The sequence below is a fragment of the Kitasatospora sp. MBT66 genome, assembly GCF_000710405.2.
Lineage (GTDB): Bacteria > Actinomycetota > Actinomycetes > Streptomycetales > Streptomycetaceae > Kitasatospora > Kitasatospora purpeofusca.
Genome location: NZ_JAIY01000011.1, coordinates 1 through 25599, shown reverse-complemented (window position 1 = coordinate 25599; position 25599 = coordinate 1). Strand labels below are relative to the sequence as shown.

General features: G+C 71.5%; 20 protein-coding genes and 2 pseudogenes. 10 read left to right on the top strand and 12 right to left on the bottom strand.

Annotated elements, in window-relative coordinates:
- The 4 genes and pseudogenes from BI06_RS30890 to BI06_RS55605 all read right to left on the bottom strand — a co-directional run.
- Positions 1–1895, bottom strand: a 1895-nt coding sequence (locus BI06_RS30890) for a tetratricopeptide repeat protein (RefSeq protein WP_051742281.1), incomplete at its 3' end; no start/stop codon positions are given.
- Between the two features lie 326 nt (positions 1896–2221).
- Positions 2222–2380, bottom strand: a complete 159-nt coding sequence (locus tag BI06_RS51385; protein WP_158516481.1) for a hypothetical protein — start codon at positions 2378–2380, stop codon at positions 2222–2224.
- Positions 2381–3250: 870 nt separating this feature from the next.
- The gene (locus tag BI06_RS30880; protein WP_149030527.1) at positions 3251–4117 is read right to left on the bottom strand and encodes a hypothetical protein; all 867 of its coding nucleotides are present in this window, start codon (positions 4115–4117) and stop codon (positions 3251–3253) included.
- Positions 4118–4720: 603 nt separating this feature from the next.
- A pseudogene (locus BI06_RS55605) lies at positions 4721–5053 on the bottom strand (ATP-binding protein); the annotation flags it as partial.
- 201 nt (positions 5054–5254) lie between these two features.
- On the opposite strand from BI06_RS55605, the gene BI06_RS30875 reads away from it, so the two are divergent.
- A complete protein-coding gene (locus tag BI06_RS30875) occupies positions 5255–6598 on the top strand; it encodes a hypothetical protein (RefSeq protein ID WP_043473736.1) in 1344 nt (447 codons plus the stop codon).
- A 438-nt stretch (positions 6599–7036) separates the two neighbouring features.
- Here the strand turns inward: BI06_RS30875 and BI06_RS30870 are convergent, their stop codons facing one another.
- On the bottom strand, positions 7037–7654 hold the full coding sequence (locus tag BI06_RS30870; RefSeq protein ID WP_043473734.1) for a hypothetical protein: 618 nt from the start codon (positions 7652–7654) through the stop codon (positions 7037–7039).
- A 695-nt stretch (positions 7655–8349) separates the two neighbouring features.
- Between BI06_RS30870 and BI06_RS30865 the strand changes: the two genes are divergently transcribed.
- The 6 genes from BI06_RS30865 to BI06_RS30840 all read left to right on the top strand — a co-directional run bounded on the left by BI06_RS30865 (position 8350) and on the right by BI06_RS30840 (position 13633).
- Positions 8350–8865, top strand: coding sequence for a Pycsar system effector family protein (locus tag BI06_RS30865; protein ID WP_051742279.1), 516 nt, complete (start codon positions 8350–8352; stop codon positions 8863–8865).
- 42 nt (positions 8866–8907) lie between these two features.
- Positions 8908–9561 (top strand): Crp/Fnr family transcriptional regulator, encoded by a 654-nt coding sequence (locus tag BI06_RS30860; protein ID WP_043473732.1) that lies wholly within the window; start codon positions 8908–8910, stop codon positions 9559–9561.
- A gap of 109 nt (positions 9562–9670) precedes the next feature.
- Positions 9671–10501, top strand: a complete 831-nt coding sequence (locus tag BI06_RS30855) for a hypothetical protein (protein ID WP_043473731.1) — start codon at positions 9671–9673, stop codon at positions 10499–10501.
- A 44-nt stretch (positions 10502–10545) separates the two neighbouring features.
- Complete coding sequence (locus BI06_RS30850; protein WP_233290356.1) at positions 10546–12771, top strand: hypothetical protein; 2226 nt, start codon at positions 10546–10548, stop codon at positions 12769–12771.
- Positions 12772–12950: 179 nt separating this feature from the next.
- On the top strand, positions 12951–13448 hold the full coding sequence (locus tag BI06_RS30845; protein WP_051742277.1) for a hypothetical protein: 498 nt from the start codon (positions 12951–12953) through the stop codon (positions 13446–13448).
- Positions 13445–13633 carry a hypothetical protein gene (locus tag BI06_RS30840; protein ID WP_043473728.1) on the top strand — a complete coding sequence of 63 codons (189 nt, stop codon included), beginning with the start codon at positions 13445–13447 and terminating at the stop codon, positions 13631–13633. Before BI06_RS30845 ends, BI06_RS30840 begins: the two co-directional genes overlap by 4 nt.
- Before the next feature lie 262 nt (positions 13634–13895).
- Here BI06_RS30840 and BI06_RS30835 read toward each other — a convergent pair whose 3' ends face one another.
- Together BI06_RS30835 and BI06_RS30830 are read right to left on the bottom strand one after the other, a co-directional pair.
- Positions 13896–14885 carry an abortive infection family protein gene (locus tag BI06_RS30835; RefSeq protein ID WP_051742274.1) on the bottom strand — a complete coding sequence of 330 codons (990 nt, stop codon included), beginning with the start codon at positions 14883–14885 and terminating at the stop codon, positions 13896–13898.
- Between the two features lie 101 nt (positions 14886–14986).
- Positions 14987–15865 carry a hypothetical protein gene (locus BI06_RS30830; protein ID WP_107113437.1) on the bottom strand — a complete coding sequence of 293 codons (879 nt, stop codon included), beginning with the start codon at positions 15863–15865 and terminating at the stop codon, positions 14987–14989.
- A gap of 80 nt (positions 15866–15945) precedes the next feature.
- Between BI06_RS30830 and BI06_RS30825 the strand changes: the two genes are divergently transcribed.
- The 3 genes from BI06_RS30825 to BI06_RS48560 all read left to right on the top strand — a co-directional run bounded on the left by BI06_RS30825 (position 15946) and on the right by BI06_RS48560 (position 18202).
- Positions 15946–16425 (top strand): hypothetical protein, encoded by a 480-nt coding sequence (locus BI06_RS30825; protein ID WP_043473725.1) that lies wholly within the window; start codon positions 15946–15948, stop codon positions 16423–16425.
- A 384-nt stretch (positions 16426–16809) separates the two neighbouring features.
- Entirely contained in the window at positions 16810–17037 is a 228-nt protein-coding gene (locus BI06_RS30820) for a hypothetical protein (RefSeq protein ID WP_043473723.1), read from the top strand.
- Entirely contained in the window at positions 17024–18202 is a 1179-nt protein-coding gene (locus tag BI06_RS48560; RefSeq protein ID WP_051742272.1) for a helix-turn-helix domain-containing protein, read from the top strand. Before BI06_RS30820 ends, BI06_RS48560 begins: the two co-directional genes overlap by 14 nt.
- 22 nt (positions 18203–18224) lie before the next feature.
- Here BI06_RS48560 and BI06_RS30810 read toward each other — a convergent pair whose 3' ends face one another.
- The 5 genes and pseudogenes from BI06_RS30810 to BI06_RS30795 all read right to left on the bottom strand — a co-directional run bounded on the left by BI06_RS30810 (position 18225) and on the right by BI06_RS30795 (position 23259).
- On the bottom strand, positions 18225–19166 hold the full coding sequence (locus BI06_RS30810; RefSeq protein WP_051742271.1) for a TniQ family protein: 942 nt from the start codon (positions 19164–19166) through the stop codon (positions 18225–18227).
- A gap of 1 nt (position 19167) precedes the next feature.
- A complete protein-coding gene (locus BI06_RS30805) occupies positions 19168–20202 on the bottom strand; it encodes an ATP-binding protein (RefSeq protein WP_043473720.1) in 1035 nt (344 codons plus the stop codon).
- The gene (locus BI06_RS51380; RefSeq protein WP_158516480.1) at positions 20196–20369 is read right to left on the bottom strand and encodes a hypothetical protein; all 174 of its coding nucleotides are present in this window, start codon (positions 20367–20369) and stop codon (positions 20196–20198) included. The genes BI06_RS30805 and BI06_RS51380 overlap by 7 nt, the downstream gene beginning before the upstream one ends.
- 518 nt (positions 20370–20887) lie before the next feature.
- A pseudogene (locus tag BI06_RS55600) lies at positions 20888–21076 on the bottom strand (hypothetical protein); the annotation flags it as partial.
- Positions 21077–22527: 1451 nt separating this feature from the next.
- On the bottom strand, positions 22528–23259 hold the full coding sequence (locus BI06_RS30795; RefSeq protein ID WP_051742401.1) for a TnsA-like heteromeric transposase endonuclease subunit: 732 nt from the start codon (positions 23257–23259) through the stop codon (positions 22528–22530).
- Between the last annotated feature and the right edge of the window lie 2340 nt (positions 23260–25599).

Sequence of the window (25599 nt, the reverse complement as noted above, 5' to 3'; positions counted from 1 at the left end):
GCGAGGTTGGCGCTTGCGGTGAGGGTGTCGGGGTGGTCGTCACCGAGAAGCCGTTTGCTGTCGGCGAGTACCTGTTCCTCGATCAGGATCGCCTCGCCGGTACGTTCGGCCTGCCGGTAGCACGATCCGAGGCTGGCACGGACAGCCCATGTGCCGGGGTGGCTGCCTTTCAGTGACCTTTCGCTGCTGGCCAACACCTGCTCCAGCAAGTCGATCGCCTTACCGGTGTTGCCGACCTCCCGGTAGGAGGCCGCGAGACTCGTGCGAGCGGCGAGAGCACGAGTGATGTCGTGGCTGAGAAGTCGCTCGCAGTCGGCGACCACCTGTTCGCCGATCAGGATCGCTTCGCCGGGGAGCCCGGCCTGCCGGTAGGACGTTGCGAGGTTCTCCCGGGCGGCGAGGGTACTGAGGCTGTCGTGGCCCAGCAGCCGTTCGGCATCGGCGGCGAGACGCTTCCAATGGGCGAGCGCGGCCTCGTAGAGGCCCGCGTCGCTCAGACGGGCACCTGCGGCGAACAGCACCGGGTGCGCATCGGGGTTCCAGAGCAGGTCGCCAGCGTGGTCCGCGAGGGTGTCGGTATTGGCGCCCAGGACAGCGGTCAAATGGGGTGCGGAGTGCTCGTGCTCGTACTCCCAGAGCTCCATGAGGGCGTCGGCAACAGCGTGGACGGTCGCCGGCGTCTCGCCCACAGTGATGCCCTCCCGGACGGTGCGGGCAGTCAGGGCGTGCAGACGTATCGCGCGCGGGTTGTCCTCTGCCTTGCTCGTGAGCAGGGCGTACTGGTGGAGCACGCGGACGGCGGCGAGTGCGCGGTCGGGGGTGACCGGTGCCGGTGCGGCGGTGCCGGATGACGGCGCGCGGTAGGTGGTGAGGTAGCGGGTGAATGCGGCGGTGGACCAGAGGTTTTGGGGGTGGCCGGCGGCGTCGAGGTGCGCGGCGAGGCGGATGGCAGGTGCAGCCAGGCCGAGGGGTTCGCGTTGTTCGGCGGCATCGAGTGCGAGGACCAGGGAAGCGGTGACCTGCCGACCGTAGCCGTCAGTGTCGGCAGCCGGTGGCAGCAGGGTCTCCAGACGGGAAGTGCGGTCGGTGAACAGGTGGAGGTAGCTGGTACTGGCCTTGTCCTCGTTGATCATGTAGGCCGCGGCGTGGGCGAGGGCGAGGGGAAGCCTGCCGAGGGCTTCGACCAGGTCGTCGGTGCGTACGTCGAGCAGATGCTCCGCTCCTGTCGTGGCGAGCCGCTCGCGCAGATAGGACAGTGCTTCGACGCGGGTGTACATGCCGATGTCGACGACCACCCGGCCCGCACCCGAGACGAGCGCGTCACGTCGGCGTGTTGTGACCAGTACCCGTGCGTGGCTTACGGATCCGGCCGGTGGGCGGGGCCACCAAGACTGGGCACCTTCGAGATCCGTGAGATTGTCGAGGACAATCAGCCACGAACGGTCGGTGGTGGCGAGCCAGTACATGAAGGTGCCCGCGTCGCGTTCGGCTTCCTGCCCGTCTGCGCCGGGCGCCCCTACACGGTGTGCGGCTCTTGCGTACGCGGAGACGATCTGCGAGATGTCGGCGGCATTCACCCAGACCAGGACGTCCACGCCCTCGGCGTGGGCCCGGTGGGCGTATGCGGCGGCGAGTTGGGTCTTTCCGACACCGCCGCCACCGGACAGCACCTGGGTGAGTACCGCGGTGGCGTTCCGCTCCCGCGCCCGGTCGATCGCCTCCCGCAGGCCCGGACGGGGCTGGGAAGCCGAAGCCAGCGGCGGCACCGCACCCACCCGAACCGGCCGCCATACCGCTACGGCCGGTGGCGCGGGCTGGTAGGTGTTGTTGACCGTCACACTCGCGGCCTGGAACACATCGCCCTGGACGGTGCCGCCCACGACCCGGTTGTTCACCTCCGTGTGCTCGACACGGCTGCCCTGTCCAACGGCGGAGTGCGCGATGTCGCGCCCCCCTCCTACGGCCTCCTCGCCCGACGCCTCCACCCGGACGGCGGGAGGCGTCCGCGCACCGGCCGACCCGCTGACCGCCACCGGCGCGTCGCTCTCGTCGACCGAAGCAGGCACTGGCGGGATGCGGTCCCGCCCCGGGACCGGTGCGCCGTCCCCTTCGCCAGGGTGGGCACTGCCAGCGACGACCCCCGTCCGATTGCCGGGACCGATTACGTCGGCCGGTTCGTGCCGCTTCCCGAGCCTGCCGCGCCAGGACCAGGGAGGTGGGGTCATGGCCGGCTCACGCTCGAATCGATGCCGCATGCGTCATCGCGGACGGATCCGGGCCGAGCGGCATCGACATCGACGTCGCACTCCTCGAACCACCGGAAACCACCGCCCACCGTTGCGGTCCGGGCGCCGAGCGCGCCAGCCACCACGATCAACACGGTCCCCATCACGCCCCCAGGACACTTCTGCGACGGACACCGTCCGCTCGCCCCGGCCGCAGCGTACTGCCGGCACGTGCCCCACCGCGGCCGATCCCGCCAACCGCCCGGGGCACGATCACGAACAGCTCCGCCTCCCGAGTAGCAGCGGCCGTTCAGGCATCCGGGTGCCGGGTGGCCGGGGGACGGGCCGTCGTCGTGGGACGGCCTGTCGGGGCGGCGGTGTTCTGCGACTGCTACCTCACCGGCGTCGTCGCCTCCGACCGCGCGAACTCCACCCACGGCCGGCTCAACGTCGTCCCGCCCACGTCCTCCACCACGACCCCGCCTTCCGTACCACCCTCACCGAACACGGCGGCAGCCCGCTGGGAGGGACGGCGGGCGAGCCGGCGGCGGTGGAGCTCCAGGACATCGCCGACCCGACCGTCCACGCCGCCGTCCGCCGCGCTCTGGAGACACCCGCAGCCCTGCTGGAGGCCGGACGCCAGACCGTCCCCTTCCACGGCCGCCAGGACCTGCTCACCGACCTGGAGCCGTGGTTACGGGTGGAGCGGGCTCAAGGCGTGGCTGCCGCACGGCCCCGGCGGGCAAGGGCAGGACCCCCTCGCCCACAACCCCGGCCACCAGCTCAGCACCACCGTTGGACCGTCCTTCGGCCGCGCGCCCAGCGCCCACCCCGAGCAACTGCTGGAGGTCCGGCGGGCGGCCAGGCCGCAGTTGGTCGTCCTCGACTACGCCGCGACCCGCCCCAGCCGGATGGCCGCCCTCGCCGAGGCCGCCACCGAGCATCCCGGGAGCAGCCCTGCCAAGCTCCTGCTGACCCGCACCGCAGACCCCGCGTACCGGCTCGCAAACACCCGCACCCTCGGCTCAGCCCCCGGACCCCTGGGCCGCCACCGTGTACAGACCGCGCCCGGGCCGCTGCGCACGGCCGTCCTTGGCGAGGCGTTCCAGCCGGGTACGGACCGCGTTGACGTTCGCGTCGAGCTGTTCAAGGCCCAGCTTCTCGCTGACCTCGCGGGCGCGCATCGGTTCTGCCGATCCGGACAGGACCGCCAGGATGCTGTCCGCGTCGGTCACCGTTCGCCGTCCGGTGGCCGGCGCCGCGGTCGGGGGCTCGGCACCGACGGGGCGCGGGCGCGTCGCCCGTCCGGTTCGGGCGGCCGGTTCCTGCTTCGCGGCCGTCCTGGCGCCGCCGTCCGTTTTCGCGCCACGGGCCTTGGCCCGTGCGGGTGTTGCCTTTGCCGGCTCTGCCGTCTTCCGGGCCTGGGCCTTCCTGGCGGGCGTGTTCTTCTTCGCGGCGCTCGCCGCAGGGGCAGGCCCGGCAGGGACCGTTGCCCCCGGAGCGGAGGTGGCCCGTTCGGTGTCCCGCGCGGCCTCGGCCGGGACGGGCGGGGCATCGGTCGCAGGCGTCTTGTGGTCCTCGTCGGTGCGAGCGGGTCCACCGGACAGCAGTCGCAGTGCGTCGAGAGCCTGGTGGACGGCGTCCCGTTCGGTGGTCGCGGCGTCAAGTTCGGCCTGCGCCCGACGCAACCGTTCCTCCGTGGCGGGCAGTTGCTCCTCCAGTGCGAGGACGGTCGCGCCCACACTGGTGTCCGTTCCGAACGTTGCCACGATCACTCCCGTTGCGTTGTCACCATCCGTACCGGTGAATGTACGGCCCACGCGGCGTGCCGTACGCGGAATGCGGAATTCGCCGTGGGATCCGCGAAGGCGACGCAAATAGGCGAGTTGCAAAGGGGGGTGGGATCGGCGCAACCTCGCGCAGGTGCGCCGACCCGATCCACGGCTCGGCTCCCACCACCCGCAGGGGCCAGCGGCACGGGCACGTCGCAGTGGCGCGGTGGCCGGGAGGGATTCGGGTGCCCGGGCCAACAATCGTGGGTGAAATTGCGGAGCTCGGAACGTAGTTGGCCCGCAGAACAGCCGGCATAGAACTTGATGCGAGGTGTGTACCGGTCGGGCCCGCGGGAGGTCCCGTGGTGCCCGGTGTGCGGGATGCAAGCAGGTCACGGTCCTCGTGGCGGTGTCCCCTCCCCGCAGACACCGCAGGAACGGACGGGACGCCGGTGCCCCCGCCGCCGGCCGGCGCCGGAAACCAGGAGGACCGCTGCTACGCGGCCGAGGAAGGGTTCGGCCGGCCCGCACGCGCACGCGGTGCTGTCGCCCCGAGGCCGCTGGGAACCGGCCGCAGGTCCCCTTCGAGGCCGTGGACGCACAGGACAGCGGCGCCGGCACGGCCGGCGAGAAGGCGTCAACACTCCCGGGGCCCGGCGCAGTCCCCGCAAGCGTGAACCACACACTCTTCCCACCGTCCGGCTCCACGTCCCAGCCGCTACCGGCGGTCAGGCGGCGCACGATCTCCAGGCCCCGCCCGTGCTCGTCGTCGGCGCGGGCGGCCCGCAGGCACGGCACGGTGCTGCTCCCATCGCTCACCGCGACCTTCAGCATGCCGTCGCCCACCGTGCTCCACACGATCCGCAGCTCACCGCCGGGCCGCGGGCCGCCGTACAGGACCGCGTTGGTCACCAGCTCGGACACCAGCAACTTCGCGATCTCGACCCGCTCCTTTTCGAAGACCGGTCCGAGCCCCGCGAGCGTGGCGGCGGTCGCCCGGCGGGCCGCGCCGACGCGGCTCCTGGTGGCGGGAAAGGTGGTGCTGACGGACGGCATGGCACTCCTCGGCATCGCTCCGAGCAGGCCGACGTGCCGTCTCCTCGAGTTCCGAGCAGGGCGTTCCGGGGAACACTTCGACACACCGTGGCGATCCGCGCTGTCTGGTGACGCCAAGTCAACCGGCCTCCCGGGCCGCCGGGTACCGGTCATGATGAGTGGCAGTGTGAACGCCGTGAACGCTCGTGTGCGGAGCAATCGATGAGTGCCAAGACCTCGAACCACGCCCTGTCCGCGCTGCTCGCCGAGGCGCACTGGACCAGAACACAGCTGGCCCGGGCCGTGAACCGCGCCGGCGCCGAGGCGGGCCTGGAGCTCCGGTACGACCACTCCGCCGTCTCGCACTGGCTCCGGGGAACGGTTCCGGCCGCCGCGGTCCGGCCGGTGGTCTGCGCCGTGCTCACCCGCCGTCTCGGCCGGCCGGTAACGTCGGCCGAGACGGGCTTCCCCCGCGACGACGACCTCCTCCATCCCGGATCGGGAGACGTCGTGGAGAAGATCGTGGACCTGGGGAGGAGGGACATGGACCCGTCGCGTCGTGGCGTGCTGAAGGCGAGCCTGTACTCCGCCGCTCTCGGGGTCCCCGCGTTCACCGACCTCGCCGACCGCCTGAACGGCGCCCCGGAAGCCGCCGGCCGCACGGTGCGGGTGGGAGGCGGCGAGGTGGCGACCGTCGAGCGGATGACCGTGCACATCGCCGACATCCTCGACGAACTCGGTGCCGGTCACGCCCGGCCGATGGCCGCCGCGTTCCTGACGAACACCGTCGCCACCTACCTGCGCGCGGACGCCACCCCGCAGGTCAGGGCGAGCATGCTCTCCGCCGCGTCCGACCTGGTCTACCTGATCGGGTGGATGGCCATGTACGAGATCGAACACGGCCTCGGCCAGAGCTACTACCACCGCGCCCTGGATCTGGCGGCCGCTGCCGGCGACCACGTCACCTACTGCCGGACCCTGCGCGGCATGGCGCTCCAGGCGGCCAACCTGAAGTACGGGCAGCGGGCCCTGAACCTGGCCGACGCGGCCGCCGAGGCGGCCCCCGCGTCCGGCCCCCGCCTGCGCGCGTTCCTCGCCGGCCAGCAGGCCCACGGCGCCGCCCTGGTCGGCGACCGCAGGCTCGCCTTCGCCAGACTCCGTGAAACCGAACAGGCGCTGGCGAAGGCCGACGGCCGCAACGACCACGTCGGTGGCTACGACGCCGCCGCCTACCACTTCCACGTCTCGTCCGTGCTGTACGCCCTGGGAGACGTACCGGAGTCGATCACGGCGATGCGGCAGTCCCAGCGGCTGAGGCCCCCGGCCGAGAAACAGGGGCGCGCCCACGCCAACGGCGTCATGGCGCAGCGCCAGACGGAGGTCGGGCACATCGAGCAGGCGGCCACGACCTGGCACCACTTCCTGGACGACTACGAGAAGCTGTCGTCGGCCAGGGCCGACGACCACTTCCGTACGATGCTCGCCACCACCAGCCCCTACGGCCGGAACCCCAGGATTCGGGACCTGCGGGACCGGGCACACACCCTGGTCGCCACGAAGGCCTGAACGCCCGTTGAGGACAGGGGCGCCGAGCCGCTGCTACCGGACCAGCAGGACCGTGGCGCCGGGGGGCACCGGCCGGTCAAGGGTGAGGTTCACCGGGCGGCCTTGTCCGTCCTGGCGCTCTACGACGACGTCGCCCGTCTTCGCGCCACGGGCCGGGGCCGGCGTGGGCGCTGCCTTCTCCGGCGCGGCAGTTTCCGGGGTCTTCCTTCGCTCCCGTTGTGTTGTCACCATCCGTACCGGCGAATGTACGACCAACGGGGCGTGCCTATGCGGAATGCGGAATTCACGCCCTGGAATCCGGGAAGGCGACGCAAACAGGCGGAGTGGAAAGGGTGGTGCGACCGGTGAACCCCGGTCGGGTGCGCTGACCCGCTCCTCGGGCTCACCCGAAACGACCGTACACCGAGCGCATGGACCGGCCCTCTGCGAGAAGGGGCGCTACAGGGGGGAGTAGGCCTGGTACTTGCCCTGCAGGGACGAGGCGGCCGCGCTGGCCACGTCGGCCCGCGGGTCGACTGCGCACTCCTGGAGGAACCCTCGGACACGGGGGCCAGTCCATCCCGCTGCTGCTGTCGCGGCCCAGAACCGGAGGCCGTCGTGGGGCTCCAGGGGATCGAGGAAGTCGAGGATGCGGTCGATCGTGGCCGCGTCCAGGGGAAGCCGCTGCACGGCGACGGCGCGCAGAGCGCCGTCGGCGAGCATCGGGGTGCCGGTACCCAGGCACCAGCGAAGTGAACCGCCAGTGTCCTCGGGGGCGCTCAGCCGGACGATGGCGTCGCCAAGCGCGACGTACACCGCCGTGGCCTCGAGGGGGCGCTGGGCGAGATCCCGGAGCAGGCCGACGGCTGACCTGTGGCCGCACGCTCCCAGGGCCATGACGATCCGGTACTGGGTCTCCCATGTACGGGCATCGCCAACCTCCCTCCGCAGGGCCTCCAACAGCGCCGGACCCGCGGCCGGGTCGGCGAGCCGGTACAAGCGCGACGCGGCGGAACACCGTTTGGGCGAGAGCCGATGACCGAGCTGCGCCACGGCTTCGTCCAATGTCAGTGCCATCGCGCCCCTCTTCCCCGGCGGCTGTCTCCTCGGCAGCGTACGTCTATGCTCCGACAAGGCGGTCCGGCTCCGCGGGTTGGCTGTTCCTGCCGCCGATCCGCGCCACTGCGGGCCTGCACACCTGTCGCTTCCGCCTTGCCCGGCCGCACACCCGTAGCCGCGTCCTCGACCCCTGTGCCGGGACCGGCGCCGACGCCCGGCGGATCTACTGGACCCCGGGTCCTGCCACCGGCCGTGAAGCCGGCGACGGCGGGGACGCCTCGGTGCTCGGAGTGCTGGTGACCGGCCCGCACGACGGCCCGTCGGCCCAGGGCCGGTCCGCCTGCGAGTACCCGCGTCCGCGTGCTCCTCCCGACCGGATCCTACGCAGCGGACCGCGCACCGACCGGGCGGACAGCCGTGCCCGGGCTGCCGGAGGAGGGTGGGGAACGTCCTGGGGCCAAGCGACGAGCGCGCCGACTGTGTCGACGCCCTCGGGGTCATCTGCCGGGAGCCACCAGGGCTCCTGTGCCGGCGGTCCGGCGCGGGCCCCGTTGCGGCAACAGCCGAGGTCCGCCCTGTGTGCCGAGCGATCGGTGACCGCGCCCGGCTGTGACGCGGTGAACAGCAGTGGTGCCCGGTACTGGGCTCCTGGGGTGGTGGGTCTGCCGGAAAGTAGGGGCAACCCGCTCACCCGACCGGCCCAGGAGGTTTCGATGGCGGTGACGAACGGCGGCGGCGATGTTCCCTCACCCGCTGAGGCGGAGGTGGTGCTCGGGGCGCGGTGCGCGGCGGTGCTCGTGGAGCTGCAGCGCGCCGACGGGAAGGCCGCCGCGCTCTGCGCGCTGTCCGGTGGCATGCTGGCCGCGGTGGTGGCGGCCGCCCCGTCCTGGTCCACCGGAGCGGCGCTGCCGACTGCTGCCGTGCTGTGCGGTTGTGTGCTCCTGGCCGCTGCTGCGGCGGCGGCGCTTCTTGCCATCCGGCCGGTGCTGCCGCAGGGGAGGCTGTCGGCCGGGTTCGGGTCCTTGCGGTCCGGTTCGCCGACGGCAGGGGACCTCGCCGGGCCGGCGCCTCTCGACCGGGCGGGCCTGATCGATCTGGAGACGCGGCGCCTTCAGTGCCTGGCCGCTCTCGCCGAACGCAAGTTCCGGGCGATCCGGGCTTCGGTGGACCTGATAGCGGCGGCGGGCACGGTGACCGGAATCGGCCTGTTGATTTCCTGCACGAATTGAGAGCATCGTGCCGCTGGTATTCGAGAAGAATCAGGTGGGAATGTGCATCTTTGCCATGAATCTATCATCGGCGATCAGCTCTGGTCGAAACTGCGCGGTCTCGCACCGGAACGCAGCCGCCCTGCCAGAACCATGCTGCTCCGCCAGGGCGACCCCGCCACCCAGGTCATCCTGCTCAGTTCCGGATCCACCCTGGTCACCCTGGCGGGCGCCAACGGCGAGCGGGCACTGCTGGCCGTCCGCGGCGCCGGTGAACTGTTCGGCGAACTCGCGGTCCTGGATTCCCAGCCGCGCTCGGCCTCCGTGATCACCGCCGAACCGTGCCGCGTCCACATCATTCCCGCACCCGAATTCCTGTCCTTCGTAAAATCCGAGAATCTGGAAGTGCCCCTGCTGCGCCACGCGATCGCGCGTGTTCGGGAAGCGGAGGCGGCCCGTCTGGAAATGGCAACCGCGCCGGTGGCGGCTCGGCTGGCCGCGGCACTGGGCAGAATCGTCGCAGCGGCTTCCCGGCACGGGTCCGAGACGGTGGTACGGCTGACCCAGACCGAGCTGTCGCAGCTGATCGGAGCTTCCCGCAACGGCGTGGGCACGGCGATCAGGCCGTGGCGCGAGCGTGGCTGGGTCGGGACCGGGACCGGCGGCGGACTGGTCGTACGGGACATGCCCGCCATCGAGGCCCACGTACTCGCCTGACGTGACACAGGCCACGGCGGTGGTGCCCAGCACTGGGCACCACCGTTCCGTGCGGCCGAGCAGCATGGGGCCTCGCCAGCCGCCCCTACTGCCGAAAGGGCACCCACTCGTGACTGCCTCCGCCAGCGAACCGGACCGCCACGCCACAGGGCACGACGTGCCGCCCGAACAGGCCGTCATGGTCGTCGACATGAAGGGCTACAGCCGACTCCCCGAAGTACGGATGGCACCGGTGAGGGCCGACCTGGACAGCATCCTGGAGACCGTCCTCACCCAGAGCGGCCTGCCCTCACCCGCTACTTTGGGTACCGGTTACAGGGACACGGGCGACGGCGTCATTATGCTGCTGCCGCCCCGGCACGTGGCGCGGATGGTGGACCCGCTCCTGGCCAACCTGAGTGCCGCGCTCCAGCGGTACGCAGGCATCCGGATGGCCGGCGCCCCGGACATCCGCCTTCGCACGGCCCTCCACGTCGGCCCCCTGAGCGTTCCCGACGGCCGCGGTACCGCGATCAACGACGCATGCCGTCTGGTCAACAGCGACGCGGCCTATCAAGCCGTCGCGGCTGCCACCGACAACGGGCTGTTCCTGGCCGCCGTCCTCTCGGAGCCCGTCTACCGGCGCTCCGTGCAGGCCGGGCGCACCCGACCGGAGATGACGCAGCACCACTTCCTGTCGGCCACAGCCAGGGTGGCCGACAAGCCCGGGTTCGAGGAACCCTGCCGGCTCATCGTCCCCGGCCTGCCCGCCGACTCCCTCCGCAGGCACGTGCCCGACCCCGACAACGCCGCAGCGGGCCCTGCCGAAGAGCCTGCGACAGCCCCTGCGCCGGAGCGGCCCGCCAGGGCGGGGGCGGTCCTCAACTTCAACAACGCGCTCAACGACCCCGTGATCAACGGCCACGTCGAGAACCTTCGGATCGTGAAGCGCGGCCGCTGAGCCGAAGCCGCCATATCCGTCCCACCTGGACAAGGGAGAAGTCCGTGTCAGACACCCCCTACCCGCCCCGGCCCTCCGACGCACCCAACGGCGACGCAGGCAGGAGCAGCGACCCCGGCACCTGGTTGCCGAGCTGGCTGCCCTCGCCCCGAGACGACGAACCGGCACAGCCGGACACCCCGCCGGCCCCGGCCGGGGAAGCACCCGAACAGCCCGTCGCCACGGAGGTGGCTCCGGGGGTCCGCACCGTCACCGCTCCGGTGGCGAACTTCCACAGCCAGGTCGACGTCGCCATCGGCGTCGTCGATCAGCTGATCATCGAGACCCGCAAACGCGATGTCCTCGAGGGCGAGGCAGTCGACCGCGACACTCTCCAGAAGCAGCCGTTCGTCCGTGACGCGTGGACGCAGGCCTGGCAGGAGACACTGGACCCGGAAACCGGCCTGCTGCAGGCACCCGTCCTGGTCGTCGTCGCCCCCCGCGCGATCGGTACCACCACGTTCGCGCTGCGTCTGCTGACCGAACACACCGAGCCGACCGCGATGCTGGTCAAACTGCAGGCGGACTGGAAGACGCCCAGCTGCGCCCGGCTCCCTCTCGATCGGGGGCGTGCCTTCCAGCTGGACCTCAAGGATCCGGAGACCGACAGGGTCTCGGCCGACTTCCTCGGCTCGCTCGAGAAGCACGCGGTCAACCTCGCCAGTTGCGGCTCCCACCTGGTGCTGACGGTGGCTCAGGAAGTGTGGGACGTTGTCGGCCTGCTCTCCAGGCGCGGCGTGCAGGTGCTCCGCCTGACAGAGTCCCCTGCCGCCGGAGCGCTGGTGGAGGCCCACCTCAGGGCCGGCGGCCACCACGAAGCGGCGGAGGAGGTCACGAAGTCCGCCCCGGCCATGGCCCAGTTGCACGGCCTCAACGCCGTGTCGGCGGTACGGGCGGCACACCGGATCGTCGCGGCCTGGGAGGAGCACCGCCGTCTGCACCGTCAGGGCCCCGCGACGCTCCAGGGCACGGCGGGCCCCAGCACGGCGAAGACCTTCGAGGACCGCGTCCTCGACACACTGTCCGACTGGCGCGGTGAGCTGGACGAGCTGTTCGGCGACCACGTCGCCGTCCGCGGCAGGACCGAACGGTCGCTGGTGCTCGAGGACCGCTATCTGCTGCTGACCCTGGCGGTCCAGCAGTGCGCGCCGGTGTCCCGGGTGTCCGCCGGTGCGCGGCGGTTGCAGGCGGAGGTGGAGTCGGCCGGCGCTGAGGCAACGGCGGGATCAGCCCCTCAGCCGTCCTTCGCGGGCCGTGGCCTGCGCCGCCGTATCCAGGACGTCGGTGCCACGGTCGACGCGCGCGACATCGTGCTCTTCGACCGGCCGGCGTACGGGCGGGCTGTGCTCGAGTACGTCTGGGACAACTACGAGGTCATGCGCACACCACTGATCGGCTGGCTCGCGAAGCTCGCCGAGCGTCCGGACCCGACGGATCCCGTGGTCCGCACGATCGCAGAGCTGGCCCTGCGGCACGGCACCAGGGAGCACCTCGGCAAGCTGGCCGAAGTGATCGCGCCGGACCTGCTGGGTGCCGTCCTGCACGCCGTCGTGTACGACGAACACGTCGGACGCCTCGTCCGGGCGACGCTCTACCAGTGGGCCGACACCAACGGCAACGCGCCCACCGTGGTCTCCACCTGCCGCCGGGTCCTGGCCGACTCCGAGGCCGGCCCCGCCGCCGCGAAGATGGCAGTGGTCCGGCTGCGGCGCGTGGCCCGCACCACCACCGACCCGGCCGTCCGCCAGAGCGTCCTCGCCGCGTTCGAGGAACTCGCCCAGGGACCCGGCAGGACCCGCCTGGTCACCGAGGTCCGCACCTGGCAACAGGGCAAGCTCTCCTCCCGGAGCGGAAGCCTGGCCTTCCTCGCCCTGATGTCGGTGGACACACCGGGGCTGCCGTGGCTGCTGTCTGCCGACGTGTCGGAGATCGACCTCCAGCGGGCCCTGCACGAACTGCTCGGCAGCCCGCAGACCGCAGTCGACACCATCCCGCGGATCACCGACTGGATCCGCTCCTGCGCAGGCGACCCCGACAGCTACGTGCAACTGCGCGACCAACTGCTTGTTCCCCTCCGCGGACACCGGATGTTCCAAGCAGGAATGGACCTGATGCAGGCGCTCAGGGGCACCGTCACCGCACAGGGCGTCGACATCGCCGAGGACTTCTACCAGCACCTGGTCAGCGCCCCGCTCCACACGCTCTTCACGCTCGACGGCACCGCTCGATGAGGTGGCCGTGGCAGCGCGCGGCCCGCACCACAACGTGTCCCAGACCGTGCCAACTGCCCAGCGCCGAAACCGGCGTACCCTTCGAGGCTACGCTCACCCTGCGCTGGCGGCCCGCTCGTCGGGAGCGGGCCAACCTTGAGGAGCAGGCCCGCACCGACCTGCGCGCCGCGGCCGCGGAAGTGACCGCCGGGCTGCTGCCGGACGACCTGCCCACCGCCCAGGACACCCTCAACGCGGCGCTCGGCGCACCCGAGCGCCGGCACAGCCCCCACTACCGGCTCCTGTCCGCGCATGTCACCCTCCGCCTGTCGACCACCGCACAGGAAACCCTGACCGTCCGACGGGCCGACACCGAACGCATCAGACGGCTGGAGTTCCTCAAAAGAGCCCTCTACGACCACCCGGACCTCGTGGTGCTCGACCACATCGAGCGAACCTCCGAGATCCCCGACGATGTCCGGACGGCCGACCTCCAACGAGCCGCACGCGCGATCAGGTCCTGCAACACCTGGTGGCACCCACTCCTGGAGCTGTGGGAGTCACTCGGTGCCGGATTCCAGGACCTGGAGACCCGGCACGAGGCCATGCAGATCCTGCTCCGCCAATCCGTCGAGGCCCTGAAGGCAGCCACCGCACCGCCGGACCGGGCGACGGCCGAGCACGGACGCGCCGGATGAGGGTCGCCCTGTGGCGGGTTCTGCTCGCCCCCCGCACGACCCTGCGGGCAGTGCGACTCCAGCGGACCAGCCGACCCCCGTTCGACTCCGACTTCGACAGCGCCTGGCGACAGGCACGGATGCACCACGCGCCCGACGAGATCGAGTACCTCCTGCGGCACTGCGCCCGGACGGAGGATCGCTGACCCACTGTGGCGGGTCGGTGGTTCGCTGGTTGATCTTGTTGGCTGCCTGCGGGTTTGGTGGATGGTTGAGAATTCTGGACCGGGGGTTGGTCTGGTGGTTTGGGGGTGTGGCCAGTTCCGTCGGGGTGTTTGGCTGGGTGTCTGGGGCGTTGGCCTGTGTAGTTGTGTGGTTAGTTGAGAAGTTCTAGATGGCCTGAGAAGTGCTGGGGTTTTTCGCAGTTGTGATGAGAGCCCTGTTTGTCTTCTTGGGGTTCGGGGCTTGTCAGAGGCCGGCGCGGTGTTTCAAGTCGTTGATCGTTGCTTGCCAGCTCTGTTGTGCGGTCGCGGGGATTTGGGGTGTGGCGGCTTCCATGGAGGTGACCGTGGCGGTGGGGCGGTACTGGAACTCGACCGACCAGGAGGAGTCTGTGAGGAGAGCGCGGAGCTCGTTGACGGCGCGGTCCGGCGCGGTGTGGTCTCTCAGGAGGACGGCGGCGCTGGGTGCGCTGTGGTCCGGGTCGGTGAATACCTGGCCGTCTGGGTTGATGAAGAGTCCTTGGAGGGCGGCTTCGCGGTAGGGGTCCGGCCATAGGCTGGGGTTTTTGGCGACTGCTTCGATTCCCTCTATGCGGACGTTGAAGGTCGCTCTGGCTGCTCGCTGTCCGACCGCGAGCCCGAGTGCGCGTTGCTCTGGTTCGTCGAGTTTGGCGATGTTGGCGGCGGTCAGTCGCTGTGTGAGGTCGCCGCTGTAGAAGCTCTCGCCGTCGAGGAGGCCGGAGATGAGGGGCTGTACCGCCCCCAGGAGCACGATGTTCAGCCTGGCCAGTGCCCATCGCGTCCAGATCAGTGCCGCGTGGACGGATGCCTCGGCCACTTCGTCGGTGACGGTGTGGACGAGCGCGCGTCCGTGTCCCGTGCCATACCGGTTGCGTAGTTCGCGCAGTTGGCTCGCCATTCGCCTTGCGGCGTCGGGGATCTGCCGCAGCGGGTCATTGGCGGCCAGCTCAGGGCCGATGGCATGCTCGACTGTCTTGTGTGCGGAGGTCAGTACTTGGAGGTAGTCCGCGTTGTCTCCGCTGGGCTTTCCCACCGAGGCGAGCGTTACCCGGGCAACGGACTCGACCAGTTCCTTGGCGGAGCCGACGAGCAGTGGGCGGTCATTGTCGGCGGCTGCCCGTCTGAGCCGGTCGTAGGCGTCGGTGATGGCGCCCCAGCTTTCCTCTCGTAGCCACTGCGCACGGGGGAGGGGTTCGTCGGTCAGTCTGTGAACCACAGGCCGATCACCTTCCTGTCTGTCGTTGTTGGGGCCCGGGCGCTGAGGACGCTGACCTGCTCGATGTGGGCCGCGTGGCGGTTGCGCCGATAGCTGTCTGGTCAAAGGGTGGCGTTGGTGGTGCGGCGTCGGCGTCGGAGGTCGCGTTGGGCTTGGGAGCGGGCGCATTGCCGGGAGCAGTATTTGACGCCGGTGGTGCGGTGTTGGCCGTAGGCGGCGCGGCCGCGCTGGCGTACGAAGTTGCGGCCGCAGTTCTCGTTGGCGCACCGGCGCACGGTGGCTTCCTCTACGAGGTGGTTGTACAGCTGAAGGAAGGCCACCGAGAGGATGGTGGGGTCGCGGTCGGCCAGGTTTCCCACTCCGATGCTGAACCGGCCCAGTGCCCTGTTCAGCACCTGCTCGAGTGCGTGGATGCGGCCGTCGATGAGGAGTTCACGCAGGTGATCGAGGGAATGCGGCCACGGTGTCCCGCTGACCTCCAGGTTCTCCGATTGGCTGTCGGTGAGGGCCTCTTCGGTGATCTCGGGCTCGACCAGGGCTTCGAGACCGCCTTCCCGCTGGCAGGCGATCCAGGTGGCAACGGCGTCCTGAGCGGTCTCCAGGTAGATCCTGATGACGTCCTTGTGTACGGCGAAAGGGTAGGGCTGCTCGTCGCTGTCGGCTCCGGGAAGCTTCTGGAGCGCTTCCCAGATCTCCGGGGTGTCGATGTGGAGGTCCTCCCGGTCGGTGCCGAAGAGCGAACCGTAGGCCGTGAACAGCGCCGCCGTGCCTTCGAGGTCGTCGGCCCGGACCTCCATGAGCTCGCGCAGGTAGAAGTCGTCCGGCAGATAGACCAGTTCGCGGCCTTGGGGGACCGGAGTCCACAGTAGCCAGTCGCCCTTGATCCGGACGTCTTTGATACGGCGTGCGATCGGGGGGACGGGAATGACAGTGCCAGGCCAGAGCGTGGGACGAAAACGTGGGTCAACGTATGCCGACATGGCGTCAGCTTAGCGGGTAGCGTAGTAGTACGAAAGCGCCGGATTTGGTACCACGGAAGTGTATTGAGGGGGAGGGCCGCGTGGCCGACTGGACCCACCGCAAAGCGATCGGGGACCGGCACGAACAGCACGTCATGCACGAACTCGAACGCCGTGGCTGGACGGTCCACCCGTTCGGCCAGGGCACCTATCCGCCGGCGATCCAGGCCGCGCTGCGCCTGACCGACTCGCCTCTGCGGCAGCTGCCCGACATGATTGCCGCGCGGGGCATGCAGGTCGTCTGCATCGACGCCAAGACCTCGCTGGGCAGCGCGGACTCCCACCGCTTCTCCGTCTCTCGCAAAAGCCTGGTGGCGGGCCTCCAGTTCACAGCCATCAGCGTCTCGATCCCTCTGTACTACGTCTTCGGTGACCTGAGGGTCCTGACTCCCTCGGAGGTGGCGTTCTACAGCGGCTACGGGCACCATCACCCGGGCGGCTCCTACTACCTGGTGACTACCCAGCAGGCGCATGGTTTCGATGACGTCTTCGGCACGGGCGGGCTTCGACAGGCGGGCTGACTGGTGGGGATCAGCGGAACGCGCAGATAGCCGGGTTGTGCGGCGCTGGCGTACGACGGCAGGTCTTTCCTGCCGGTGCCGGAGTGCTCGCCGCGGCCGCCGGGCCGTGCGGTGGGGCCGGCTGGTGCAGGCTCGGGGCGGCTGACCGCAGGGAGGGGTTCAGTTTTCGGCTGGCGGTCGTTCGCGGGTCTGTCGTACCCGGTCGTGACAGTGGTTGTGGACGTGATGGCCCGTCGTGCCAGCGCTAATGGAGATCCATGCGCGCTGGCAGGGCGGGTCCTTTGACGTGGGCCCGCGTGGATGCTGCACGAAGGAGTACGCAGTGGGACCCGCATCTACCGGTCGTCCGGTTGCAGTCGTATCTTGCCGCCGTGGCGGTGCCGCATGACGTTGAGCGAGCTCTCCGCGACGGTGACGGCCGTCGGGGGTCTTTTGGCGGCCCTGTACTACCTGGGCCGTCGGGTGCTGAGGGGACTGGAGGCACTTCTGCTGGCCGTGGTCCCTGTCATCGCCGCGCTGAGCGAGGTGCGCCGGGCGTGGCGGGAGCCGGGCCGCCGGGCCATCGAAGCGGCGGATACGAGCGAGGAGGGCGAGCGGCGTGTTCTCCCCTGAAGTTTGGGCCCAGGTGCGTCTTCTGCACGAGGGCGGCATGCCGATCAAGCAGATCGCACGCCGTGAGGGGATGGCGCCGAACACGGTGCGCCGCCTCGTCCGCGCGGCGGAAGCTCCCCGCTACCGGCGGTCGCCGCGTCCGCCGCTCTCGGCCCCGTTCGAGGCCCGGATCCTGCGCCTGCTGAAGGAGCGGCCCTCCCGGTCTGCTGCGGAGATCGGCCGCCGGATCAGGTGGCCGGCGTCGCAGAGCCTGTTGCGGGCCGAGGTGGCGCGCTTGCGTCCTTTGGTGCCGGTGACGGTGCCGGTACCGCGACAGCGTCTCGTGCCAGAACTGGCGCCGGGCTGGGCGGAGTGCGGTCTGTGGCTGCCCGAGGGCCCGGTGGAGGTGGGGGCCGGGCAGCGGCGCCGCTGCCCGGTCGTGCTGATGGTCGCCGGGGACTGCGGCCGCCTGGCAGCCCGGGCAGCGGTGTCATCGAAGCTGTCGGACGTGTGGGTGGCTCAGCATCACCTTCTCCATGAGTGGGGTGGCGTGCCGCACACGGTGCGCTGGGATCCCCAGGGCATCGATGTCCCGTTATGGAGCTGGGACGAGGGGACCGGCTGGTCCACTTACCGGATGCACGCCGAGTTGGGCAGCACCACGGTCGAGTTCGTCGACGAGGGCACCACCGTGTCGAACCTGCTGGCGACCGCCCGTCGGTATCTCACGGCGGCCTGCCCACCGGATCGTTCTTTCACGTCGCCGGAGGACCTTGCCGCCGCCCTGCACACGTGGCAAGAGGACTTCCACAGATCTTGGGATCCCGACCGGAAAGCGCGCTGGGCCGCTGAGCGCTCTGCCCTGCTCGGGGGTCCTTCAGCTGCTCATCCGCTGCTCCAGCCGCCTCCGGGCAGCCACCGTACCCGGGTGCAGCCGGACTCCGCCGGGTACGTGCGAGCCGCAGGCAACGACTACCTGGTGGGCGAATGGGGAGCACGACGCCGGCTCACCGTGAAGGTCACCGACGCCGAGGTGGTGATCTGCAGTGGCGGCTACCACGCCGGTGGTTTCCACACCGTCGTCTATGCCCGCTCCTGGGCCCGGAGGACGCAGGTCACGGTTCCGCTGCGCCATGAGCTGATAGAGCCCAGCAGCGGTGTGCGGAGGGAAGTGGATGGTCCCTGAACACGGACCGGGCAGGCCGGGGTTAGTGGGTGTGGTGGCGGGTCCAGGTGGTGAGGAGGTCACCGGGTAGTGGTGTGAGGCGGGGCAGGCCGAGCGCGGCTGCCGTGGTGTTGAGGAAGGCGCGTACGGCGGGGGTGGGGTGGCCGTGGCGGGGTGCGGGGAACAGGGCGGTGGTGGCCAGGGCGCGGGCGAGGGTGACGGTTTCGGGGTAGATGACGGCGTCACGGGCCAGGAGTGTCCAGGAGCCGGTCACGGGCTGCACACCGGGGTTGGTGGCCTGGAGGAGGCGTCGGCGGTGCTGCCAGCGGGCGGTGAGGGTGGTGTGGGTGGAGTGGTCGTGCCAGCGGGTGGTGACCACGGTGGCCCAGGTCCACGCGTCCGCGATGTCTGCGCGGCGGCGTAGGCGCTGGTGGCTCGCGTGGGCGCGGGTGAGTTCGGGGAGCGCGGCTGTACCGAGGCTGTGGTCCGGGCCGGCGGCCCGGCGGTGGTGGTGTGGGCAGAGCAGGGCGTGGTCGGGCAGGTAGGCCAGGGCCCGGCCAGTGGTGCCGTGGGTGCGGCGCAGGGTGCAGGTGGGGCAGGCCCGCGCGGGAGCCTCGTGGGCCTCGAGCCTGCGCCAGGTGGCGTGGCCGCCTGTGTGGCCGGGGCGGGCGGGGACCCGGGCGAGGGCGTTCAGGCGGGGAAGGGCGCGGGTGAGGTGGTGGTGGGGGACGCGGGTGAACGCGGCAAGGTGGTGCTGCGCTGTGTGGTCGAGGTGGATCTCGGATCCTCCTGGCGTGTGGCCGGGGCGGCCGGTGGTGGTGATGTTCAGCCCGTCCAGGAGGTAGGGCGGGGGCAGGTGGTGGGCCTGGGCGAGGCGGGCGAGCCAGGAGGCGGTGCTCTCCGCCGGCAGGGGCCGGACGTCCTGGGTGGTGGGCACGGGGGCCGGCAGCGCGGGGTGCGCTGCCCAGCCCGGGTGGGTGCTCACCTCACCTCGGGCCGGGCGATCGGCGTCGGGCCTGGTGGGTGGGGCGGTGGTGTTCTTCGGCGAGGTGGTCGAGGGTGATCGCGTCGAGGGAGGTCTTGGTGATCTTCTCGGTCCCGTCGACGATGGCGGTGATCGCGGCTTCGCGGATGAGGCGGGAGAGGCTGCCGATCCGGCCGGCGGTCCGCTCGTGCAGGTAGGGGGCCAGGCGCCGCAGGGAGCCGGGCCGGTGGGCGGTGAGGTCGAGGGCGTTCTCGAACGCGGCGACGGTGGACCGGAACGGCCTCTGGTCGCCGGTGCGGGCCGGCAGGGGGTCGCAGTCGACCAGCGAGGCGCGCCCGGCGAGCTGGGCGCCGCGCACACCGGAGAACAGCGGGGTGTCGGTAACGTCGACGCCGGCGTACACGAAGGTCGCGGGAAGCCGTTCGGAGAGGTCTTTGAGGAAGTCCGCGGCCTCGGCGCCGCCTGTGGTGCGGGGGTTGAGGCGGTGGATCTCGTCCACCAGGACCAGGCTCACCCCCAGGCTGGTGTACATGCTGCAGACGGTCGTGGTGAGCAGGGCCTGGGTCATGCGCGGGCCGACCGGCAGTCCGACGAAGCGGGCGAACTCGGCGGCCAGGCTCTTGGCGCTCGCTCCGGGCGGCACCAGGATGTACGCGACCGGCGCCCGCCCGGGGACGGGAGCGCGGGACAGGGACCGCTGGTGCAGCTCGTAGGTGCGCCCGACTTCCTGTAGGGCGGTGCTCTTGCCGGTGGTGGGCGGCCCGGTGACGATCAGTCCGGGGCGGGCGGTGCCATCCTGGTGGCGCCCGAGCAGTGTGAGGGTTCGTACGCTGGTGGTGATCTTGTCGAGGGCCGGGGTGCGTACGACGACGAACCGGGAGTGGTAGGCCAGCCGCTGGGCGGCGCTGCGCCGGGGCCCCTCGGGTGAGGGCGGTGCGGGCCGTTTGCGGTCGACGAAGCGCCGCCATTCCTCCCAGGTGGTGGGCGTTGCGCTCCCGGCCTGGGCCGCGGGCTGACGGGCGGCCGGGGTCACCACTGCTGCGCCTCCTCGGCGGCGTCGAACAGCCCGAAGCCGGCGTCCCCGGCATCCGCGTCGTCCAGGTCGTCCGCGTCGTCCCAGCCGGGAGCGTCGTCGTCGAGGCCGTCCGCGTCGTCCTCACCGCCCGGGGCCGGACTTCCTGGGGTGGCACCGGCGTGGGCCACGGTGCGGCGGCGTCGAACAGCGTCGCGGGGGCCTCGTCGGGCCCAGCCGCCGTCCCGGCCCGTGCGACGCCGGCCGGCCGTGGCCGCGGAACGGCGTGTCCGCGATCGTCCGGCTGCTGCCCGGGGCCGGAGCTCTGCGGGGCGGCGGTCCGCTTCTGCTGCCTTGTCTTCCCGCGCCCTCGGGTCCGTCCGTCCGGGTCCTCCATGGCGCCGGGCTCGGTGGGCCCGTCAGTGTCGCGGGGGAGGGCGGCGGGGGCGTGGCGGGTGATCAGGGCGTGTTCGCGGGGGTGGGCGGTGCCGTTGCGGGCGCGGCGTAGGAGGTCGTCGAGGGCCTGGGCGAGGTCGGCTTCGTGCCGGTCGCGGTCCCCGCGCCGGGCGACGGTGTCCTTGAGGTGCTGCCACAGCTGATCGCCGAAGGGCTGGTGGACGTGGTCGGCGTGGATCCACGGGATCGGCGTGAAGCCGCCGTCACCGAGGCGGACCCAGATCCGGCGGGCGTCGTGGGGGTTGTGGTGGACCTCCCACCGGCCCTGCTGCGCCGTGACACCGGAGGGCTGGCCGCGGTAGTCGGTGAGCGCGGGGTGGTCGTAGGTGCGGTGGTTCAGGCGGATGCCGCGCTCGGTGACGGGCTTCCAGAGCACGGGCAGCAGTTCGATGTAGTCGTCGCCGCTCAGGGGGAGCGGTACGTGCCCGGTGGCGCCGAGCATGGCGCCCCACATCTCGTTCGGGGTCAGTGCGGTGGCGGGCATCGAGGGGTGGCGCAGTCCCTCGGTGGGGCGGTTCTGCCACTCGGTGGTGATCCACTGGTCGAGGAGGTCCTGCAGTTGGGCGACGCTCCACACGGCTTCGCGCTGGCTGTCGGATCCGCGGCGCAGGACGTTGGAGCCGGTGTGGCCGGCGACGTGCTGGCAGAACAGGGTGTTGACGGACCCGAAGGCGCGCTCGACGTGGCCCTTGGCGGTGGGGCGCCGGGGCGGGGTGGGCTGCACACTGATGCCCAGGCTCTCGCAGGCGGCCAGGAACGCCGCGGACAGGAAGATCCGGCCGCGGTCGACGACCACGGTCTCCGGCACCACCACCGGGCGGCCCGCGGCGGCCTCCAGGCGCGGGTCAGCGTCCAGGAGGTCCTCGTACGGCACGGGCGCGCGCGACATCGCCAGCGCGTCGGGCCAGGCGGGGCGCAGCGGGTGCGGGACGGCCATCTCGGCGAGCAGCAGCGCCGCGTCGACGGCCTTGGTGCTCGCCGGGCGCAGGACGGCGGCCAGGATGGAGCGGGTGGCGACGTCCAGCGCGATGGTCAGCTCCGGGCGGCCGGTGGTGCCGTCGGCGAAGACGGCCATGACGTCCAGGCGGGTGGAGTCGAGCATGACCTGCTCGCCCGGCCGCAGCGCCACCGTCGGCGTGAACGGTCGCCCCGGTGAGGCGGTGGCGGTGCGTGCGGGCCGGCCGGGCAGTTCGGCGGGGTCGGCCAGCGCCTTCACCAGTCGGTAGAACGTCGCCTGCGCCGGCAGCTTCACCGCCCCCACTCCGTACCGCTCGTCCAGCACCTGGCGAGTGAGCTGCATCAGCCCCTTCACCGTGCCCGTGGAACGGCCGCGCTGCCGTCGCAGCGCCTCCAGCACCGCGGCGACGACCTTCTCGTCGGCGCGGCCGGTGCGGCTGACCGGCTTGGTGGTGCGGTGGTCGACGAGACCCCACAGCCCCTGGCGCCGGTAGTTCAGCCGCATCCGCTGCACCGTGCTGACAGCGACGCGTTCCCACCCCAACGCGGTGAGCTCGTCGGCCTTGGCCTGCTCCCGTTCGGCGAGCGTGCGCGAGAGCGGGTCGTACTGCGGCCGCGGCACCCCCGCCGCGCCCTCCCCACCGACGAGCCCGAACTCCACTTCCTGGATGTGCCGCTGCCAGGCCAGGGCCTTCTCCTGCTCGCGCATCGGCACCGTCTGGAACAGCCCCCACTGCGGCACCCCCGCCTGCGGCCGCGCGCCGGTCACCGCGAAGTCCGGCGCCGCCACCAGGTGCCCGGCCAGCACGGTCGCGACCTCGCCCCGCTCGCCGGCCAGCCGCACCAGCTGCCCCTCCACCCCGACCACCTGCCAGGCACGCCCGTCGAAGACGACGTGCGCACCCACCGCCAGCACCCGCCGGCCCGACCCGCCGCTCACGCCGCCACCCCCCGGCCCACCACGGTCCCGGCGTCCAACGGCCGATCCGCCAACGCCGCGGACAGAGCACCGGACCACAGCAGATGGAAGACCATCGGCCACGCCCGCAACGGCACACCCACCGCCGCGACCCCCTCCGCCAACGCCCTCGGCCGCGCGAACGCGGCCAGCACCGCCTCACGCAGCACCCCGTCAGCACCGAACCGGGGATGCCGGTACCCGGCCAGCCACCGCACATTCGCCGCCACCACCGGCGACGGCGGCTCCAACCGCCGGTACACCCACCCCACCCGCTCACATACCGCCGCCAGCACCCGCGCAGCCCGCTGCGCCGCCGGCCCGCCCGCACCCGGGACGGCAGGACAGTCGGCCAGCAGCGCCCCGCCGTCCGCGTAGCGGGCGAACAGCTGCGGCACCCAGGAACGCACCGTGCCGTCGTCCTCGCGCCACAGCAGCCGCACCGGCCGCCCCGCCAGACCCGTCACCGAACGCTCGCGGTCCAGCAGCATCAACTGCATCCGCATCGCCATCGACCCGTGCGCCACCAGCTGCCCCGTCGTCGAGGACCACCACCACCCCGGACCCCAGCTGCGCCCCGGTACCACCGGGAACGCCGCAACCGGCCCCAACTCCTCGAAGCGCACCTGCCCGGCCGCCCGCCCCAGGCGCTGCTGGACCACCTCGCCGGCGACCGTGACGAAGCACGCCTCCACCCTTGCCGCGTCCACAAAACCCACCCCTTGCCGCTGAGACCTGCCGTCAGGCAGTCAAGTCCGTTGAGAATCCGGCAGATAGAAGAACGGACACCGTTCACTCCAACGAGTGCTGCACGCCAAGCTCTACCCGGCGAGGGGCCGCAGGGTGTGACCTGTTGGCTGCTGTGGGCGTGAAATGGCCTCGTAGTCCTAGTTGTCTGGACCTTTGGTTGGACCTGTTGGCGCGTCCTGCGGGGTCGGTGGCCGGGCTGTTCTGATGACTGTGTGTGGTGGTTGGTGGGGTCGGGGGCCGGGTCGGCCCGCTCGAGGGCCGGTGGGGCATTGTTGGATGTGGATTCGGGGGTTAATTCCACCGGGAATTCCGTTGAATTGTTTTGGCGAATTGTTTGCCGGTGGTGGTCTGAATTCGGGTTGGAATTGCGGGGTGGGGGTGGCGGCGGGGGTTGGTGCTCGGTATGGTGGTCCGGGCTGGGTGCCGCCGTCCGGGGCCGTGTCCGTGCCCGCCTTGCTGCGTCGCCGTCGCCGTCCCGCCGTGCAGGCTGCCGTCCGGGCGCCCTGCTGCGTCGCCGTCCCGGGCCTGCCGTCCGAGTCGTTCCGGCCTGCTGCGCCTGGCCGATGCTGCGCCCCTCACTGGATGGCTGGGTGGCCGTCAGGCCGGCTCGGGGGCTGTTCTGGTGGTGGTCCGGGAGGCCGTCCCGGCCCCGTCCCGGGCGGCCGGTGGGTTGTCGCGTCTCCCTGTCGTGTGGGGTGCTGTCGCGTGTTGTGACGTGGGCGGATACCCCTGATTCCCTGTGTGTGGTCTGGGCGCGACAGGTGGGTGCGACAGGGTGCCGGGGCGGGGCCGCGGCTGTTGCTCGGTGGTGGCCGCCTCCGGGTGCCGACGACCGCCAGGTGCTGGCGGCCGCCGGGAAGGCCGGCCTTCCCGGCGGCCCTGGTCCTGGTGGTGGTGCTCGGCAGCGGGGTGGCCGGTGGCCTGATGGTGGGTGGGGGGTGCAACGCGGGGGTGCGGTGGGGTGCAACACGGGGCCGTGTTGCGGGTCTGACCAGGCGTTATGTGGCTGGGAGCGGGGGCGGGTGGGCGTGCTGCACCTCGTGTTGCACCGGGCTGCGCCGGTCCGCCGGCCTCGGCGGCCCGCCCGCGTCGCCCGGTGCCGCGCCCGGTTGCTGGGTCCTGGCTGCCGTCCTGGTCGGCCGCCAGGCCGTCCCGCTGCGCCCGACGTGGCCGTTCTGCCCGCCGTGCCCGCGCCCGCCCTGGTGGCGTCCCGCCCGTTGCCGGGTCGGCCCACTGCTGCGCCCTGGCCGCCCGTCCAGGCCGCCGTCCTGGCTCGGTGTTCGGTTTGGTGTCGCTGCTTCGGGAATTGGCCGGGTGACGCTGGACGGTAATTTCTGGGTGTCCGGGATTGGCGGTCACTGTGTCGTCGTGGAGGGCCGTAGGCCCATTTTCGGCGCGCTCGAATTCGATTCCTAGCCGCTGCGCCCCGGAAGGGGTTCGGATTTCCCACAGAAAGGGAGTGGAAGGGAATTAGGATTCCCGCCGGAAGTGTGGCCGAATAGAGCCGGGATGGACGGTTGCCGCGAGGTTGCCTGTTCGCCTCCAGCGCCCGCCAGGGAGCCGGTAGGATAGAGCTGTACGGTGCTTCGAGAAACACCACCGGAAACTCCTTGAAAACTCTCCGGATTCCGGTCCGGAGTCTGCGGTTGAGGACCCGTCAGGGGCCGCCGTGCGGGGTGTCTGTGAGGGCCCGCCACCGGGGCCGGTGAGGCCGAGCGGGACCGCCGGTTCCAAGGCGGCCCCCGAGGGCCGCAGGCCCCGCCCCAGGGGCGCCGGATGGGCCGCCAGCCCAGCAATCAGGCGGCGGACTGGCCACCGGCCGGGACCGGGGGCGGGTGCCCGGGGGTGGGGTTGTGACTGATACCCGAAGTCCGCGACACATCGTCAACGCCGAGGGCCGCAGGCCCCGGCCGGCACCCCCGCCCGACCGGAGGGATGGCCTACTATCCGAATTTCGCGTCACATCGTCAACGCTCACCCCCGGGCGTACCCCGGGAAACCCTGTCAGCCAATCGGCCCGTAGGGCCGTGAAAACACTGGCCGAACAAGGAGGGAATGCCGATAGATTGACGGGCCGTAGGCCCGGGACAAAAGCCACCGGATAGGCGGAGCGCAGCGACGCCAGACGCCCCGCCCGCAACTACCTGCACGTGCCCGCGAATTCGCCACCGGCGAATTCCCCCAACCCCGCGCCCCCCGCCCCGGCGTAGCCGGGGCCACACCACGCACGGTGACGGCGTAGCCGGCACCCCCTGGCTGACGCCGCGTCAGCGGCGCCCCGGCCGCCAGGCCGGGGCGCA

What these genes read in the sequence shown, in the direction of transcription:
- BI06_RS30875 (WP_043473736.1), top strand. Translation starts at nt 5,255, where the DNA reads ATGAGTGCCAAGACCTCGAACCACGCCCTGTCCGCGCTGCTCGCCGAG.
- BI06_RS30870 (WP_043473734.1), bottom strand. Translation starts at nt 7,654, where the DNA reads ATGGCACTGACATTGGACGAAGCCGTGGCGCAGCTCGGTCATCGGCTC.
- BI06_RS30865 (WP_051742279.1), top strand. Translation starts at nt 8,350, where the DNA reads ATGGCGGTGACGAACGGCGGCGGCGATGTTCCCTCACCCGCTGAGGCG.
- BI06_RS30840 (WP_043473728.1), top strand. Translation starts at nt 13,445, where the DNA reads ATGAGGGTCGCCCTGTGGCGGGTTCTGCTCGCCCCCCGCACGACCCTG.
- BI06_RS30830 (WP_107113437.1), bottom strand. Translation starts at nt 15,865, where the DNA reads ATGTCGGCATACGTTGACCCACGTTTTCGTCCCACGCTCTGGCCTGGC.
- BI06_RS30820 (WP_043473723.1), top strand. Translation starts at nt 16,810, where the DNA reads ATGACGTTGAGCGAGCTCTCCGCGACGGTGACGGCCGTCGGGGGTCTT.